This window comes from Hydrogenophaga sp. (genome assembly GCF_018780385.1).
Lineage (GTDB): Bacteria > Pseudomonadota > Gammaproteobacteria > Burkholderiales > Burkholderiaceae_C > Hydrogenophaga.
On sequence record NZ_JADMJO010000062.1, the window covers coordinates 1 to 15,956 of the forward strand.

A 15,956-nucleotide genomic window follows, 5' to 3' on the forward strand; every position below is an offset into this window, starting at 1 on the left:
GGTCCACCAGCGACTGGTGCAGGTGCCAGCCGCTGGACATGATGTGCGGGAACGGTGGGCGGCACATGAAGGTGGCGTGGTAGCCCGCGCGACGCAGCGCCTGGCGCACGCCATTGCGGAACAGCACCATCTGGTCGGCGGCGGTGAGTGCGTCGGTGGCGTCGAACACCGCTTCCACCTGGCTCGGGCCGAGTTCGATTTCCAGCGATTGCAGCGGCAGGCCCAGCGCCTGAGCGGTGCGCTGCACGATGCGCAGCGGTTCGTCGGCCATGTCCATCATGGCCTCGGCCTGCAGGTAGTAGCCGGGGTGAATCATCTCCACCGTGGGCGGCAGGCCGGGCCACCCGGCGAGCTCGGGGTCGAGCTGAGGCCGGGTGTCGGTGATGCGGTAGATGTGAAACTCGACCTCCAGCCCGGTCTTCAGGCCATGGCCGGCCTCGCCCAGGCGTGCCAGCGCGGTCTGCAGCACGCGTCGTGTGTCCAGCGGCACGGCGGTGCCGTCGGCAAACCAGGGCTGGCAGCGCAGCCAGCCGGTGTGGGGCGCCCATGGCAGCTCGGTGAAGCTTTCGGGATCGGGCAGCAACATGAGGTTGGCCGCGCCGGCAAAGCCGGGCAGGTCGGTGGTGCCGCCGGGCTCGAACACTTTCCACGCGGTGCGATCGGCCGTGTCCTTGAGCATCAACGTGCCCACCATGCCCACGCCGTCCCGCAGTGCGCGCATGGCCGCGGTGGCGGTGAGGGTCTTGCCGCGCAGCATGCCGTGGGTGTCGCACCAGCCCATGCGCACGAGCTCGACGCCGCTGGTTTCGATGCGTTTGACCAGACGCACACAGGCGGCTTCGCGCGCGGCGGAGTGGATGCCGCAGCGTTCGGCGAAGTGGGTCATTTCACGCCCGCCGCTACTTTGGAGGGAGCGTGGCGCCACGGCGCGCCTTCACGCCTGGCGCGCACCGAGTCCTGCCACCAGTCTTGCCAGCCCTGCGCGGGCGCAATGCCGTCCACCGTGTCGGGGCCGCTGATCTGGATGTGCAGGGCAGGGTCGGCAATGCCGGGCGCAATGCCTCCTTGTTCCACCGTATCGATGGCCTGCTGCAGCATGCGCCGGTTCGCCATGATCACTTTGTCTGTTGTACCCAGGTGTTCGCGTGTGCGGTCCTGGATGGCGCCCATGCTCTCGCAGGCCCACTGGTCGTGCACGTTGATGTCGTCTTCGCCCATGCCCAGGTAGGTGCGCGTCTGCTGTTCTTCGGGGTTGAAGCCCCAGTTGTTGTGGCGACCGGTCTTTGGACGATAGTCGGGCAGGGTGACTGCGGCCAGGCGCGGGGCACGCATGGCTTCCTTGTCCACCGGGCCGGTGAAGCTGGTGAAGAAGGCGAACCAGTGGTTGTGCGTGTCGTCCACCGGCACATGCATCTGCGTGATGGTCATTGTCTCGGAGAGCGGGATCACAAAGGTTTGCGGAAACACGGCGTTGGTCACGCGCACATGGGTGAGTTCGTCCGTCATGGGGCGCAGCGCGGTGAGCTGCAGGCCGTGGGGTTTGGCCTCGAATGAAATCAATGGCTGGCCGAATTCGCGCATCACGCGCGTCATGGGCCAGCGCTCGCCGCCCACGTCACCGGCGCTGGCGCCGCGGAACTGTTTGCCGTAGCTGTCGTCCAGCGATGCGTCGTTGAAAAAACGGTGCAGATACGAGGCGTGTGCCGGATCGATGCCGACCTCGAAGGCTTGCAGCCAGTTGCAGTTCCACAGGCCCTTGAATGCGAAGGTGTGCGAGGCGGGCGCGGAGAAGCAGTCCAGGGCGGGGAAGGGCGGCGGGTTCTGGTCTTCAGGCCCGAACCAGCCGAACAGCACGCCGCTCTTTTCCACCAGCGGGTAGCTGCGCTGTTTGATGCGCGTGCACAGCGTGCTGCCCGCGGGCTCGGCGGGTGTCTCGATGCACTGGCCGGTGGTGTCGAACTTCCAGCCGTGGAACGGGCAGCGCAGGCCGTCGCCTTCATTGCGGCCAAAGGCGAGGTCGGCGCCGCGGTGTGGGCAGTCGCGGTCGAGCAGGCCGTAGCTGCCCTGTGCGTCGCGGAACAGCACGAAGTCCTGCCCGAGCACGCGCACGGGTTTGACCGCGCGCACGGCCATGTGCGGGTCCAGTGCGGGGTCGAATTCGTCCAGCAGCGCCACCGGCTGCCAGTAGCGGCGCAGCAGTTCTCCACCGGGGGTGCGGGGCCCGACCTGGGTCAGGCGCTGGTTGAGTTCGGCTTTCATGGAGGCTCCGGTCGGTGGTGTTTTAAACGGTATCCCGTTTTATTATTTCAGTGTACAGTTTGCGCCATGAGCCTGCAAGACACTGTTTTGATGCAACTGCGCGACCTGATCCTGAGCGGTCAGTTCGAGCCCGGGCAGCGCCTGGCCGAGCAGCAACTGGCCGAGCGGCTGGGCGCGTCACGCACCCCGGTGCGCGCTGCGCTGGTCACGCTGGAGCAAGAGGGCCTGGTCGAGGCCAACGACACCGGCAAGTACCTGGTGCGCCAGTTCACCGCGCAGGAAGTGCGCGACGCCATCGCGGTGCGTGGCCACCTCGAGGGCATGGCCGCGCGGCTCGTGGCCGAGCACGGATTGCCGCGCCAGCTGCAGGGACAGTTGCAGGCCTGCCTTATGGAGGGCGACCGGCTGCTGGCGGACAACCCGCTGACCATCGAGAGCTACGCAGCGTATGCGGTGATGAACGACCGATTCCACGCGCTGCTGCTCGAAGCCTGCGGCAACCGCGCCCTGCAGCGCGCCGTGGCGCTCAACGACAAGCTGCCATTTGCACCGGCCTCGGCCATGCTGCCCATGCAGGGCACGGTGGCGCTCGACCGCGACTGGATGCTCTACGCCCACCGCCAGCACCACATGCTGTTCGATGCGTTGCAACACGGCGAGGGCGCGCGCGCGCAGGCGCTGGCGGTGGAGCACACCGAGGTGGCGCAGATGAACATGCGCCTGGCGCTGGAGCGGCGCGCGGAGTCCGAGCGGGTCATGCCGGTCATGCGCTTGGTCGTGGGATGACGTCGCGCCCGGTGTATCGTGCCGGGCATGAACAACACCAACGGCCAGGGCACGCTGCTGTGCTTTGAAGACGAAGAAGGCATTGCCCGCGCCGCCGCCGAGGCGGCCGGGTACTCGCTGGCGGTGATCGAGCGCCACCGTTTCCCCGACGGAGAGATGCGTTTGCGCTTGCCCGCCGATTTGCCCGCGCGCGTCGTGCTCTGGCGCGGCCTGCAGCAACCCAATGAAAAGCTGGTGGAGGTCTTGCTGGCCGCCCAGACCGCGCGCACGCTGGGGGCCAGGCACCTCACGCTGGTCTCGCCGTACCTGGCCTACATGCGGCAGGACATCGCGTTCAACCCGGGCGAAGCGATCAGCCAGCGCATCGTGGGTGGTTTTCTGGCCGGCCTTTTCGACGCCATCATCACCATGGACCCGCACCTGCACCGGGTGGCCACGCTGCATGAAGCCATGCCGGTGAAGGATGCAATCGCGCTCAGCGGCGCGCCGCTGCTGGCGGACCACATCGCATCACAACGACGGCAGCCACTGCTGATGGGCCCGGATGAAGAAGCCATGCAGTGGGTGGCGCTGGCCGCCAAGCGCCACGGCTGGGACCATGCGGTGTGCCGCAAGACGCGCCATGGCGACCGCGACGTGGACATCGAGTTGCCCGGGTTGCCGGTGGCGGGCCGCGCCGTGGTGCTGATGGACGATGTGGCGAGCTCTGGCCACACGTTGGCGCGCGCGGCGGTGAAGCTGCGTGCCGCGGGCGCGGCCTCGGTGGACGTGGCGGTGACGCACGCGCTGTTTGCCCAGGGCGCGGTGCAACTGGTGCGCGGTTCGGGCGTGGGAGAAATCTGGAGCACCGACTGCATTTCGCATCCGTCAAATGCGGTGAGCATCGTCCCTGAGGTGGTGAGGTCATTGCAGGGGCTGGACATCGGGATCGGGTGAGCCACGCAGAATCAACGCCATCCCGAGCGGCCTGACAGCCGCTTTTCATTGGCGGCCGCCGGGCCGCGCGTCATCCTGCATCTGGAACCCTCACCATGGCCTCACTGTTCGAACCCATAACCGTCGGCACCCTGTCGCTCGCCAACCGCATCGTCATGGCGCCGCTAACGCGCAACCGCGCGCCCGACGCCGTGCCCACGCCGCTCATGGCCACCTATTACCAGCAGCGCGCCAGCGCCGGCCTGCTCATCACCGAAGCCACCGCCATCAGCCACCAGGGCCAGGGCTATGCCGATGTGCCCGGGCTGTACGCGCCCGAGCAGATTGAAGGCTGGAAGCGCGTGACCGCGGCCGTGCACGCCACCGGCGGCAAGATCGTGACCCAGCTCTGGCATGTGGGCCGTGTGTCGCACACCGAACTGCAGCCCGACGGCGGTGCACCGGTGGCGCCCTCGGCCATCGTGGCCAAGACCAAGACCGTGCTGCTCAAGGATGGCGCGCCTGTTTTCGTCGAGACCTCCGAGCCGCGTGCGCTGGACCTCGGCGAACTGCCCGGCATCGTGGAGGACTACCGCAAGGCAGCGCTGGCGGCCATCGAGGCTGGCTTTGACGGCGTGGAGATCCACGCGGCCAACGGCTACCTGATCGACCAGTTTCTGAAGACCGGCAGCAATCAGCGCACCGACGCTTACGGTGGCAGCATCGAGAACCGTGCCCGCCTGCTGGTGGAAGTGGTGCAGGCAGTCACCAGCGCCATCGGCGCGGGCCGCACCGGCATTCGCCTGTCGCCCGTGACCCCGGCCAACGACGTGATCGACGCCGATCCGCAGCCGCTGTTCACGCACGTGATGAACGAACTGGCGAAGCTCGACCTGGCCTATGTGCACTTCATCGAAGGCGCCACCGGTGGCCCACGGGTGCTGACCGACCGCCCGTTCGACTACGCCGCCCTGCGCGCGACCTACCATGCGGCCGGCGGCAAGGCGGCCTGGATGGTCAACAACGGCTATGACCTGCCGATGGCCGAGCAGGCGGTGCAAGACGGTGCCGATCTGGTGGCTTTCGGCAAGACCTACATCGCCAATCCCGACCTGGTGGCGCGCCTCCAGCAGGGCGGTCCGTTCAACCAACCCGACAACAAGACGTTCTACGGCGGTGGCGCCAAGGGTTACACCGACTACCCGGCACTGCAAGCTGCCTGAAGCCCGTAGTCACATTGCGCAGCCTGAAGAAGGGCCTGTTCACCAAAGGGTGCGCAGGCCCTTCCTGCGTTTGACGCCCGAGCCTGCCGTATCCTTGGTACCCATGAAGCTCTACAACTACTTCCGCTCCTCGGCCTCGTTTCGCGTGCGCATCGCGCTCGCGCTCAAGGGCATCCCCTATGAGTACGTGCCGGTGCACATCGCGCGTGGCGATCACAAGCTGCCGGCATTTGGCGACATCTCGGTCGAAGGTCTGGTGCCGGTTCTGGAACTGGATGACGGAACGCGGCTGACGCAGTCGATGGCCATCATCGAGTACCTCGACGAAGTGCAAGCCCAGCCGGCCCTGCTGCCGGCCGACGCGCTGGACCGCGCGCGGGTGCGGGCGCTGGCGCAGATCGTTGCCTGCGAGATCCACCCCATCAACAACCTGCGTGTGCTCAAGTACCTCACGAAGGAACTCAAGGTCGAGGAGGAACCCAAGAACACCTGGTACCGCCACTGGGTGCGCAGTGGGCTGGAGTCTTTCGAGCGTCAACTCGCGTTGCAGGCCCCCAGCACCTATTGCCATGGCGACACCCCCACCCTGGCCGACTGCTGTCTGGTGCCGCAGATCTTCAACGGCCAGCGTTTCAACGTCGACTTCTCGGGTCTGCCGCGCACCATGGCCGCGTTTGACGCCTGCATGAAGCACCCCGCGTTCCAGAAGGCGCAGCCCTCGGCCTGCCCGGACGCCGAAGCCTGATGTTGCCGGCTGCGGACGCCATCGTTCCCGACTGGCCCGCACCACCCGGTGTGCGGGCACTGTTCACCACGCGGGTGGGCGGCGTGTCGGTGGCGCCGTTCGACAGCTTCAACCTCGGCGACCACGTGCGCGACGAGCCGCTGGCCGTGGCGGGCAACCGCGAGCGGCTCGCGGCGCTCACCTCACCCGCGCGGCCGGTGTTTTTGCAGCAGGTGCATGGCACGCAGATCGTGCGGCTCATGCCCGACATGCTCGACGGTGCAGTGGCCGATGCCTGCATGGTTCAAGGCCCGGGCGTGGCCGCCACGATCATGGTGGCGGATTGCCTGCCGGTGCTGTTTGCGCACGCCTCGGGCACCGCGGTGGCCGCGGCGCACGCGGGCTGGCGCGGACTGGCCGACGGCGTGATCGAGGTCACCGCGCGCGCCTTGCACAATGCCGCGGGCGAGGGCGAAATCATCGCGTGGCTCGGTCCCTGCATCGGGCCGAAAGCGTTTGAAGTCGGCGCCGAGGTGTGCGAGGCATTTGTGACGCTCGACCACGAAGCCGCAGCGCATTTCTGGCCGCTCGGCAAGGGCAAGTTCCTGGCCGATCTGCAAGCCCTGGCACGCTTGCGGCTTCAGGCGGTGGGCATCACCAACGTGCACGGCAACGACGGATCGCCGCCGTGGTGCACCGTGACACAGACCTCACACTTCTTTTCGCACCGGCGCGACGCCACCATCCTCGGCAGCACCGGTCGCATGGCCGCCTGCATCTGGATCGATTGAGGGCGTCGCCTCAGGCTCGGCGTTGGCCGCCAGACGCGCCATCTGCGCCTGGTGTTCGGCGGCTTCGCGGGCCTTGATCTCCTTGCGCCGCGCGGGCGTCCTCATCAGGTAAACCACCAGTATCACGGGCAGCAGACCGTAAAGAAAAAAGGTCACAATGGCTCCGAGGACAGAGCCTGTGGTGTTGGTCGCCTCGGCCACCGACATCATCAGAACAACATACATCCAACCAATCACGACCAGGTACACAGCGATCCTTGCAGGCCGGGAAACCATGTCAGTCTGCTGGAAGCTGCCATGCAGATACTGGGGAAAACCCGGAACTTCTTCCCCAGCGCGGGGATGATAAGCCGCACACAAAGACACAGGAGACAGCATGACATCGGGCAAAACCCCACCCACCGACTGGCTGGAGACCGCCAACGCGTTCCAGCAAAACCTCATTCAGCAATGGACCCAGGTGGCAAAGGCCTTTCCGGGGGCGGCGGCAGGTGCCCAGCCTGGTGCGACCGACCCCTTCGCCGCTTTCAAGGCTTTCATGCCGCAAGCCGGCGCGGCCAATCCTTTCGGCATGGCCATGCCCACGGCCGGCGCGGCCTTCCCCGGCATGCCCGCGATGCCCATGATGCCTGCCATGCCCGGCATGGGTGACATGTTCAAGAACGCCTCGGGCCAGCAGGTGAGTTTTGACCCGGCAAAACTGCTCGAAATTCAGAACCAGTACCTGAAGGACGTGACCGGTTTGTGGAACCAGGGCCCCGCCGTCAAGCCAGAAGGCGATCGCCGTTTCGCCTCCGACGCCTGGGCCAGCAACCCGATGGCGGCGTTTTCCGCCGCCGCCTACCTGCTCAACGCGCGCACCCTCATGGCCTTGGCCGATGCGGTGCAGGGCGATGCCAAGACGCGCACCCGGGTGCGTTTCGCGGTGCAGCAGTGGATCGACGCCAGCGCGCCCAGCAACTTCCTGGCCTTCAACGCCGAAGCGCAAAAGAAAGCCATCGACACCCAGGGCGAGAGCATCGCCAAGGGCATGGCCAACCTGCTGCACGACATGAAGCAGGGCCATGTGTCCATGACGGACGAGAGCGTGTTCGAGGTAGGCAAGAACGTGGCCACGACCGAAGGCGCGGTGGTGTTCGAGAACGAGCTGTTCCAGTTGATCGAATACAAGGCGCTCACGGCCAAGGTGTACGAGCGGCCATTCCTGCTGGTACCGCCCTGCATCAACAAGTTCTACATCCTCGACCTGCAACCCGAGAACTCGCTGATCCGATATTGCGTGGAACAGGGCCACCGCACCTTCGTGGTGAGCTGGCGCAACCCCGACGATTCGCTGGCCAAGGCCACCTGGGACCAGTACATCGAAGACGCGGTGATCAAGGCCATTGGCGTCACGCAGGACATCACCGGTGCCGAGACCATCAACGCACTGGGCTTCTGCGTGGGCGGCACCATGCTGGGCACGGCGCTGGCGGTGCTGGCTGCGCGCGGCGAAGAGCCGGTGAATTGCGCTACCTTCCTCACCACGCTGCTCGATTTCACCGACACCGGCATCCTTGACGTGTTCATCGACGAGAACTTCGTCAAGTACCGCGAAATGCAGTTTGCCGACGGTGGTCTCATGCCCGGGCGCGACCTGGCCACCACCTTCAGTTTCCTGCGCCCGAACGACCTGGTGTGGAACTACGTGGTGGGCAACTACCTCAAGGGCGAGACGCCGCCGCCGTTCGACCTGCTGTACTGGAACTCCGACAGCACCAACCTGCCCGGCCCGTACTACACGCGTTACCTGCGCCAGATGTACCTGGAGAACAATCTCGTCAAGCCCGGCAAGATGACGGTGTGTGGCGAGAAGATCGACTTCCGCCAGGTCAAGCTGCCGGTTTACATCTATGGCTCGCGCGAGGACCACATCGTGCCCATCGGCGGTGCCTACGCGAGCACGCAGGTGTTCCCGGGCAAGAAGCGTTTCGTCATGGGCGCCTCGGGCCACATCGCCGGCGTGATCAACCCCGCGAGCAAGAAGAAGCGCAGCCACTGGATCGGCTCGGCCACCAAGTTTCCGAAGGACGTGAACGAGTGGATCACCAGCGCCGATGAACAACCGGGCAGCTGGTGGACCGACTGGGCCGCCTGGCTCAAGCCACAGGCTGGCAAGCAAATTGCTGCGCCCAAGACCTACGGCAAGGGGAAGAGCTACACCGCCATCGAGCCCGCACCTGGGCGCTATGTGAAAGCCAAGGCCTGAAGAAACCCCGTTCGGGCTGAGCCTGTCGAAGCCCTCGCCAACACCGTTGCAAACCCTTCGACAAGCTCAGGGTGAACGGACCAAATTGCAAACCAAAGAGGAAGACCCATGGAAGACATCGTCATCGTTTCAGCCGCCCGCACCGCCGTCGGCAAGTTTGGTGGCTCGCTCGCCAAGACCCCCGCCACCGAACTCGGCAGCATTGTCATCAAGGCGATGCTGGAGCGCACCGGCCTGCCCGCCGACGTGATCGGTGAAGTGATCATGGGCCAGGTGCTGGCCGCAGGCGTGGGCCAGAACCCGGCCCGCCAGGCCATGATGAAGGCCGGTGTGGCCAAGGAAACGCCGGCGCTGACCATCAACGCCGTGTGCGGCTCCGGCCTGAAGGCCGTGATGCTGGCCGCCCAGGCCGTGGCCTGGGGTGACAGCGAGATCGTGATCGCCGGTGGCCAGGAGAACATGAGCGCCTCGCCGCACGTGCTCAACGGCAGCCGCGACGGCCAGCGCATGGGCGACTGGAAGATGACCGACACCATGATCGTCGACGGCCTGTGGGATGTGTACAACCAGTACCACATGGGCATCACCGCCGAGAACGTGGCCAAGGCGCACAGCATCAGCCGCGACGCGCAGGACGCGCTCGCCCTGGGCAGCCAGCAGAAGGCCAGCGCGGCGCAAGACGCCGGCAAGTTCAAGGACGAGATCGTGGGCGTGAGCATTCCGCAGCGCAAGGGCGATCCGGTTGTGTTCGACGCCGACGAATTCATCAACAAGAAGACCAACGCCGAAGCGTTGGCCGGGCTGCGTCCCGCATTCGACAAGGCCGGCTCCGTGACGGCAGGCAACGCCTCGGGTCTGAACGACGGCGCTGCCGCCGTGATGGTGATGTCGGCGAAGAAGGCCGCTGCACTGGGCCTGAAGCCGTTGGCACGCATCGCTGCCTTCGGCACCAGCGGCCTGGACCCGGCCACCATGGGCATGGGCCCGGTGCCCGCTACCCAGAAGGCGCTGGCCCGCGCGGGCTGGAAAGCGTCAGACGTGGATCTGTTCGAACTCAACGAAGCCTTTGCCGCACAAGCCTGCGCGGTCAACAAGGCGCTGGACATCGACCCGGCGCGCGTGAACGTCAACGGCGGCGCGATCGCGATCGGTCACCCCATTGGTGCGTCCGGTTGCCGCATCCTGGTCACGCTGCTGCACGAGATGATTCGCCGCGACGCCAAAAAGGGCGTGGCTGCGTTGTGTATCGGTGGTGGCATGGGGGTTTCCCTCGCGGTCGAACGCTGATTTGCCGGTAGATTCAAAAACCTGTTGCCGGGCTTTGAGCGCCCTGCAACCCAACAAACACAAACCAGAGGAGTACACACAATGAGTCAAAAAGTAGCCTACGTCACCGGTGGCATGGGTGGCATCGGAACCGCCATCTGCCAGCGCATGCACAAGGAAGGCTTCAAGGTCATCGCCGGCTGCGGCCCCACGCGCGACTTCACCAAATGGCTGGACGAGCAAAAAGCGCTGGGCTTCACGTTCTACGCCTCGGTCGGCAACGTGGGCGAATGGGCATCCACCGTGGAAGCCTTCACCAAGACCAAGGCCGAGCACGGCACCATTGATGTACTGGTGAACAACGCCGGCATCACGCGCGACCGCATGTTCCTCAAGATGTCACGCGAAGACTGGGACGCCGTCATCGAGACCAACCTCAACTCCATGTTCAACGTGACCAAACAGGTCGTGGCCGACATGGTGGAAAAAGGCTGGGGCCGCATCATCAACATCTCGTCGGTCAACGGTGAAAAAGGCCAGGCTGGCCAGACCAACTACTCGGCCGCCAAAGCCGGCATGCACGGCTTCTCGATGGCGCTGGCGCAAGAGCTGGCCAACAAGGGCGTGACGGTCAACACCGTGAGCCCGGGCTACATCGGCACCGACATGGTCAAGGCGATCCGCCCCGACGTGCTGGAGAAGATTGTGGCCACCGTGCCCGTGAAGCGCCTGGGTGAACCCGGCGAGATCGCATCCATCATTGCCTGGTTGGCCAGCGAAGACGGTGGCTACGCCACTGGCGCAGACTTCTCCGTGAACGGCGGCCTCCACATGGGCTGAACGCGCCCGTGCAGGAGACAAACCCCGCTGCGGCGGGGTTTTTTGTGGGCGTTTGCTCGTGCTTTTCCGGTGACTCACATTCTTCGACTGCGTATACATTGCCAGCATGTACAAGCCGCTTCCCCTGGAGTCCCTGGCGCTCAACCAGCCCGTGCCCGTGAACATCTGGGACCCCAAGGGCGTGCTGTTGCTGCGCAAGGGCGAGCCCATCACGTCCGAGCAACACCGCGGCCACCTCATGCTGCATTCGCCCATGGTGCTGGCTGCCGACTGGCAAGCCGTGAGCTACAGCTACACCGCAGCGCTGGACCGCATGGTGCGCAGCAACGAGTCGCTCAGCCGCATCGCCGGGCTCGACGCCATGGCGCCGGTGCAGAACAAACCCGAGGTTCGCGACGATCTCACCTCGACAGAAGCCTGGCCGGACATTCACGCCGCGCTCACCACCTTGTTGCACCAGGGCGCCGAGGCCAGCCAGTTCATGGAGCGTCTGGACCGGTTGCAGGCGCGGACCGAAAAACTCTGGCGCGAGCACCCGGACGACAGCCTGCTGGTGTTGGTGCAACTGCTGTTCGATCCACGCATGCACTACAGCGCCACGCATGCGCTGCTCACGGCCGGCCTTTGCGCCTTGGTGGGGCCGTCGGCCGGTATGGCGGAATCCGATCAACTGACGCTGTTGCGCGCGGCCTTGACGATGAACATCGGCATGACCCGCGCCCACGACGACATGGCCCGCCAGGCGGGGCCGCTGTCGGAGCAGCAGCGCACGACCGTGCGAGAGCATCCGCAGCGCAGCGCAGACGTGTTGCGCCAGCTCGGCGTGAAAGATGCAACATGGCTGCAACTGGTTGAAGACCAGCACGAGCGCCCTGATGGCCAGGGCTACCCGGCAGGCAAGCGGGTCAGTGGAGCCCTACAGCATTTGCTGCAGATGGCCGATGTGTACGTCGCCTCCATCAGCCCACGCAAGAGCCGTGGCGGGCTGCTCTCGCAGCAGGTTGCGCGCGAGCTGTACCTGGGGCCTGACCTCACTCCCGATCCCCTGGGCGGGCTTTTCATCAAGAACATCGGTTTTTACCCACCCGGCAGCTATGTGCGCCTGGCCAGCGGTGAGGTCGCGGTGGTGGCGCGGCGCGGCGCCAAAGCCAACGCGCCAGCGGTGTTCGCCATCGTCGGCCGACAGGGCCTGCCGCTGGGCGAGCCCGCCTTGCGCGACACCACGGACCCCGCCTTTGAAGTCAAGGCGAGCCTGGCGCCCGGCGATGTGAAGGTGGTGGTGAGTGTGGCCAAACTGCTCGCCCGACTGTGAACGACAAGCCGTCGCGGTACAGTCTCGGGCTGTGCCCGTGAGCCATTCCCCCGATGATTGAAGACAGCCTCCACCCTCCCCAACCCAACCCATGGCGCCTCTCGGTGGCGCCGATGATGGACTGGACCGACCGGCACTGCCGTTACCTGCATCGGCTGCTGACCAGGCAGACCCTGCTCTACACCGAGATGGTGACCACCGGCGCGCTGGCGCATGGCAGTGTGCAGCGCCACCTGCGTTTCAACGCCGAAGAGCACCCCGTGGCCCTGCAGCTTGGCGGTAGCGACGCGGCCGAGCTGGCCATGGCCGCACGTCTGGGCGAAGAGTGGGGCTTTGATGAGATCAACCTCAACTGCGGCTGCCCCAGTGACCGCGTGCAGCGCGGTGCCTTCGGTGCCTGCCTCATGGCCGAGCCGCAAACCGTGGCCGATGGTGTGAAGGCCATGGTGGACGCGGTGTCGATCCCGGTCACGGTGAAACACCGCATCGGCATCGACCGCGTGGAGAGCTACGACTTCGTGCGCGACTTCGTCGGCACGGTGAGCGAAGCAGGCTGCAGCGTGTTCATGGTGCACGCGCGCAATGCCTGGCTGGACGGGCTCTCGCCCAAAGAAAACCGCGAAGTGCCGCCGCTGCGCTACGAGCTGGCTTACCGCCTCAAACGCGACTTCCCGACGCTCACCATCGGCATCAACGGCGGCATCACCACCAGCGCCCAGATTGCCGAGCACCTGCAGCACGTGGACGGCGTGATGGTGGGGCGTGAGGCGTACCACAACCCTTGGCAGCTCACCTCGTGGGACGAGACCTTTTTCGGCGCGGCACCGAGCACGCTCACGCGCGAAGCGGTGGAAGAGCAGATGGTGGCCTACATGGAGCGCGCGTTTGTGGAAGACGGCTGCCCCTGGTATGCGATTGCGCGCCACATGCTGGGCTTGCGCCACGGCCTGCGCGGCGCGCGGCGCTGGCGCCAGATCTGGAGCGACCACCGCCTGAAGCCGTTGCCCCCGCGCGAGGTCTGGGCCATGGCCCAGGAGAGCATTGAAGCCGAATCCCTGACGGCGCCCGCCTCGGTGGCCTGACGGTCGCTGAGGGCGCTCAGGCCGCGGCTTCCAGGCCGCTCTGGAAATGCTCACGCATGCGCTGCACGGCCAAAGATGCATTGCGCTGCGCCAGCGCCGCCACGATGGCGCGGTGCTCGGCGAGCGACTCTTCGATTCGACCGGTCTTGAGCAGCGAGTTGTGGCGGTTGAGTTTCATCACCTTGCGCAGGTCGGCCACCATCTGCTCGCGCCAGCGGTTGCGGGCCAGTTCCAGCACCCGCATGTGAAATTGCTCGTTGAGCGCGAAGAAGCGGTCGCGCTCGCCCACGGCCGCTTCCAGCGCGTCGTGCAAGGTTTGCAGCTCGACCAGTTCGGCATCGGTGGCCTGTTGCGCCACCACACCGGCCGCGTCGGATTCGAGCAAGGCGAGCAGGTGGTAGACGTCGGCCAGGTCTTTCTCGGACACTTCGGTCACGTAGGCGCCGCGCCGCACCTTCATCGTCACCAGGCCTTCCGCGGCCAGCACCTTGAGCGCTTCGCGCAGGGGCGTGCGGCTGATGCCGTATTCCTCGGCCAGCTTGAGTTCGTCGATCCAGCTGCCGGGCTCCAGCTCGCGCTTGAAGATGCGCTGGCGCAGCAGTTCGGCTACTTCTTCGTAGAGGGCGCGGGGTGCAAGGGACAGGGCGGACATGGGCAGGATTGTAAGTCGCAAGGAATATTCTGCATCAATAATTATGAATGATATAAAATCCAGCCCGTTCCGAGTCTTTCCAATCACTGCCCGCCATGAGCTCCAAAACGCCCGAATTCGCTCCCACCTCTCTTGAAGCCTGGGCCAAGGCTGCCCAGAAGTCGGCACCCGGTGGCGACCTCGGGGCGCTCGACTGGATGACGCCCGATGGCATCCGCGTCAAGCCGCTCTACACCGCCGAAGACACAGCGGGCCTGCAGCACACCAACACCTTGCCGGGCTTCGAGCCGTTCATTCGCGGGCCGCAGGCCACCATGTACGCGGTGCGGCCGTGGACGATCCGCCAGTACGCCGGGTTCTCGACCGCTGAGGAAAGCAACGCCTTCTACCGCAAGGCCCTGGCCGCGGGCGGGCAGGGCGTGTCGGTGGCGTTCGACCTCGCCACCCACCGGGGCTACGACAGCGACCACCCGCGCGTGACCGGCGACGTGGGCAAGGCCGGCGTGGCCATCGACAGCGTGGAAGACATGAAGGTGCTGTTCGACCAGATCCCGCTGGACAAGGTGTCGGTCTCCATGACCATGAACGGCGCGGTGCTGCCGGTGCTCGCGGGCTATGTGGTGGCGGCCGAAGAGCAGGGCGTGGGGCAAGACCAGTTGAGCGGAACGATCCAGAATGACATCCTGAAGGAGTTCATGGTTCGCAACACCTACATCTACCCGCCCGAGCCGTCGATGAAGATCATCGGCGACATCATCGAGTACACGGCCCAGCACATGCCGAAGTTCAACTCGATCAGCATCAGCGGGTACCACATGCAGGAAGCCGGCGCCAACCAGGCGCTGGAGCTGGCCTTCACGCTGGCCGATGGCCAGGAGTACGTGAAGACCGCGATCGCCAAGGGCATGGACGTGGACGAGTTCGCCGGTCGCCTGAGTTTCTTCTGGGCGATCGGCATGAACTTCTACCTGGAGATCGCCAAGATGCGCGCAGCGCGCCTGCTCTGGACGCGCATCATGAAAGGCTTCAACGCGAAGAACCCCAAGAGCCTGATGCTGCGCACCCACTGCCAGACCTCGGGCTGGAGCCTGACCGAGCAGGACCCGTACAACAACGTGGTGCGCACCACGGTGGAGGCCATGGCGGCGGTGTTCGGCGGCACGCAGAGCCTGCACACCAACAGCTTCGACGAAGCCATCGCGCTGCCCACCGAATTCAGCGCACGCATCGCGCGCAACACGCAGCTGATCATTCAGGAAGAGACGCACATCACCAACGTGGTCGACCCCTGGGCCGGCAGCTACATGATGGAAAGCCTCACGCAGGAGATGGCCGACAAGGCCTGGGCCATCATCGAAGAAGTGCAGGCCATGGGGGGCATGACCAAGGCGGTGGACAGCGGCTGGGCCAAGCTGAAGATCGAAGCGGCGGCTGCGGAAAAGCAGGCGCGCATCGACTCGGGCAAGGACGTGATCGTCGGCGTCAACAAGTACAAGCTCAAGACTGAAGATGCGATCGAATCGCGCGACATCGACAACGTGGCCGTGCGCGATGGGCAGATCGAGCGGCTCCAGAAGATCAAGGCCACGCGCGATGCGGCCCAGGTGCAGGTTGCGCTCGATGCGCTGACGGCCGCCGCCGAGAGTGGCGAGGGCAACCTGCTCGATCTGACCATCAAGGCGATGCGCCTGCGCGCCACGGTGGGCGAGGTGAGCGATGCGCTGGAAAAGGTTTTCGGGCGCCACCGCGCCGATACGCAAAAGGTGACCGGTGTGTATGCAGCTGCCTACGATTCTGCCGAGGGCTGGGACGCCCTCAAGACCGAGATCAACACGTTTGCCGATGAGCAGGGCCGCCG

14 protein-coding genes and 1 pseudogene are annotated in these 15,956 nt (G+C 65.6%); 11 read left to right on the top strand and 4 right to left on the bottom strand.

Annotated features, from left to right (window positions below; genetic code table 11):
• Both IV113_RS18235 and IV113_RS18240 read right to left on the bottom strand, forming a co-directional pair.
• Positions 1–886, bottom strand: a pseudogene (locus tag IV113_RS18235) (glutamine synthetase); the annotation flags it as partial.
• Positions 883–2,259 (bottom strand): Rieske 2Fe-2S domain-containing protein, encoded by a 1,377-nt coding sequence (locus IV113_RS18240; RefSeq protein WP_291087854.1) that lies wholly within the window; start codon positions 2,257–2,259, stop codon positions 883–885. The pseudogene IV113_RS18235 and the gene IV113_RS18240, both read right to left, overlap by 4 nt.
• 66 nt (positions 2,260–2,325) lie before the next feature.
• Here IV113_RS18240 and IV113_RS18245 point away from each other — a divergent pair, with 66 nt between their 5' ends.
• From IV113_RS18245 to pgeF, 5 genes are all read left to right on the top strand, one after another.
• Entirely contained in the window at positions 2,326–3,045 is a 720-nt protein-coding gene (locus IV113_RS18245; protein ID WP_291087856.1) for a GntR family transcriptional regulator, read from the top strand.
• A 27-nt stretch (positions 3,046–3,072) separates the two neighbouring features.
• Positions 3,073–3,981, top strand: coding sequence for a ribose-phosphate diphosphokinase (locus IV113_RS18250; RefSeq protein ID WP_291087859.1), 909 nt, complete (start codon positions 3,073–3,075; stop codon positions 3,979–3,981).
• Between the two features lie 95 nt (positions 3,982–4,076).
• On the top strand, positions 4,077–5,183 hold the full coding sequence (locus IV113_RS18255) for an alkene reductase (RefSeq protein WP_291087862.1): 1,107 nt from the start codon (positions 4,077–4,079) through the stop codon (positions 5,181–5,183).
• A 103-nt stretch (positions 5,184–5,286) separates the two neighbouring features.
• On the top strand, positions 5,287–5,928 hold the full coding sequence (maiA, locus tag IV113_RS18260; protein ID WP_291087864.1) for a maleylacetoacetate isomerase: 642 nt from the start codon (positions 5,287–5,289) through the stop codon (positions 5,926–5,928).
• A complete protein-coding gene (pgeF, locus tag IV113_RS18265; protein ID WP_291087867.1) occupies positions 5,928–6,698 on the top strand; it encodes a peptidoglycan editing factor PgeF in 771 nt (256 codons plus the stop codon). The genes maiA and pgeF overlap by 1 nt, the downstream gene beginning before the upstream one ends.
• On the opposite strand, the gene IV113_RS18270 is transcribed toward pgeF, so the two are convergent.
• Complete coding sequence (locus tag IV113_RS18270; RefSeq protein WP_291087889.1) at positions 6,618–6,947, bottom strand: hypothetical protein; 330 nt, start codon at positions 6,945–6,947, stop codon at positions 6,618–6,620. The genes pgeF and IV113_RS18270 overlap by 81 nt on opposite strands.
• 376 nt (positions 6,948–7,323) lie before the next feature.
• Between IV113_RS18270 and phaC the strand changes: the two genes are divergently transcribed.
• From phaC to dusA, 5 genes are all read left to right on the top strand, one after another.
• Entirely contained in the window at positions 7,324–8,946 is a 1,623-nt protein-coding gene (gene phaC / locus IV113_RS18275; protein ID WP_291087891.1) for a class I poly(R)-hydroxyalkanoic acid synthase, read from the top strand.
• A 108-nt stretch (positions 8,947–9,054) separates the two neighbouring features.
• Positions 9,055–10,233 carry an acetyl-CoA C-acetyltransferase gene (locus tag IV113_RS18280; RefSeq protein ID WP_291087870.1) on the top strand — a complete coding sequence of 393 codons (1,179 nt, stop codon included), beginning with the start codon at positions 9,055–9,057 and terminating at the stop codon, positions 10,231–10,233.
• Between the two features lie 81 nt (positions 10,234–10,314).
• Complete coding sequence (phbB, locus tag IV113_RS18285) at positions 10,315–11,052, top strand: acetoacetyl-CoA reductase (RefSeq protein WP_291087873.1); 738 nt, start codon at positions 10,315–10,317, stop codon at positions 11,050–11,052.
• A 106-nt stretch (positions 11,053–11,158) separates the two neighbouring features.
• On the top strand, positions 11,159–12,364 hold the full coding sequence (locus tag IV113_RS18290; RefSeq protein ID WP_291087876.1) for an HD domain-containing phosphohydrolase: 1,206 nt from the start codon (positions 11,159–11,161) through the stop codon (positions 12,362–12,364).
• Positions 12,365–12,417: 53 nt separating this feature from the next.
• Positions 12,418–13,446: a tRNA dihydrouridine(20/20a) synthase DusA gene (gene dusA, locus IV113_RS18295; RefSeq protein WP_291087879.1), complete on the top strand. Its 1,029-nt coding sequence runs from the start codon at positions 12,418–12,420 to the stop codon at positions 13,444–13,446.
• Between the two features lie 16 nt (positions 13,447–13,462).
• Here dusA and IV113_RS18300 read toward each other — a convergent pair whose 3' ends face one another.
• Positions 13,463–14,098 (bottom strand): GntR family transcriptional regulator, encoded by a 636-nt coding sequence (locus IV113_RS18300; RefSeq protein ID WP_291087882.1) that lies wholly within the window; start codon positions 14,096–14,098, stop codon positions 13,463–13,465.
• Positions 14,099–14,193: 95 nt separating this feature from the next.
• Between IV113_RS18300 and scpA the strand changes: the two genes are divergently transcribed.
• A partial coding sequence (gene scpA / locus IV113_RS18305) for a methylmalonyl-CoA mutase (RefSeq protein WP_291087885.1) occupies positions 14,194–15,956 on the top strand: 1,763 nt, incomplete at its 3' end.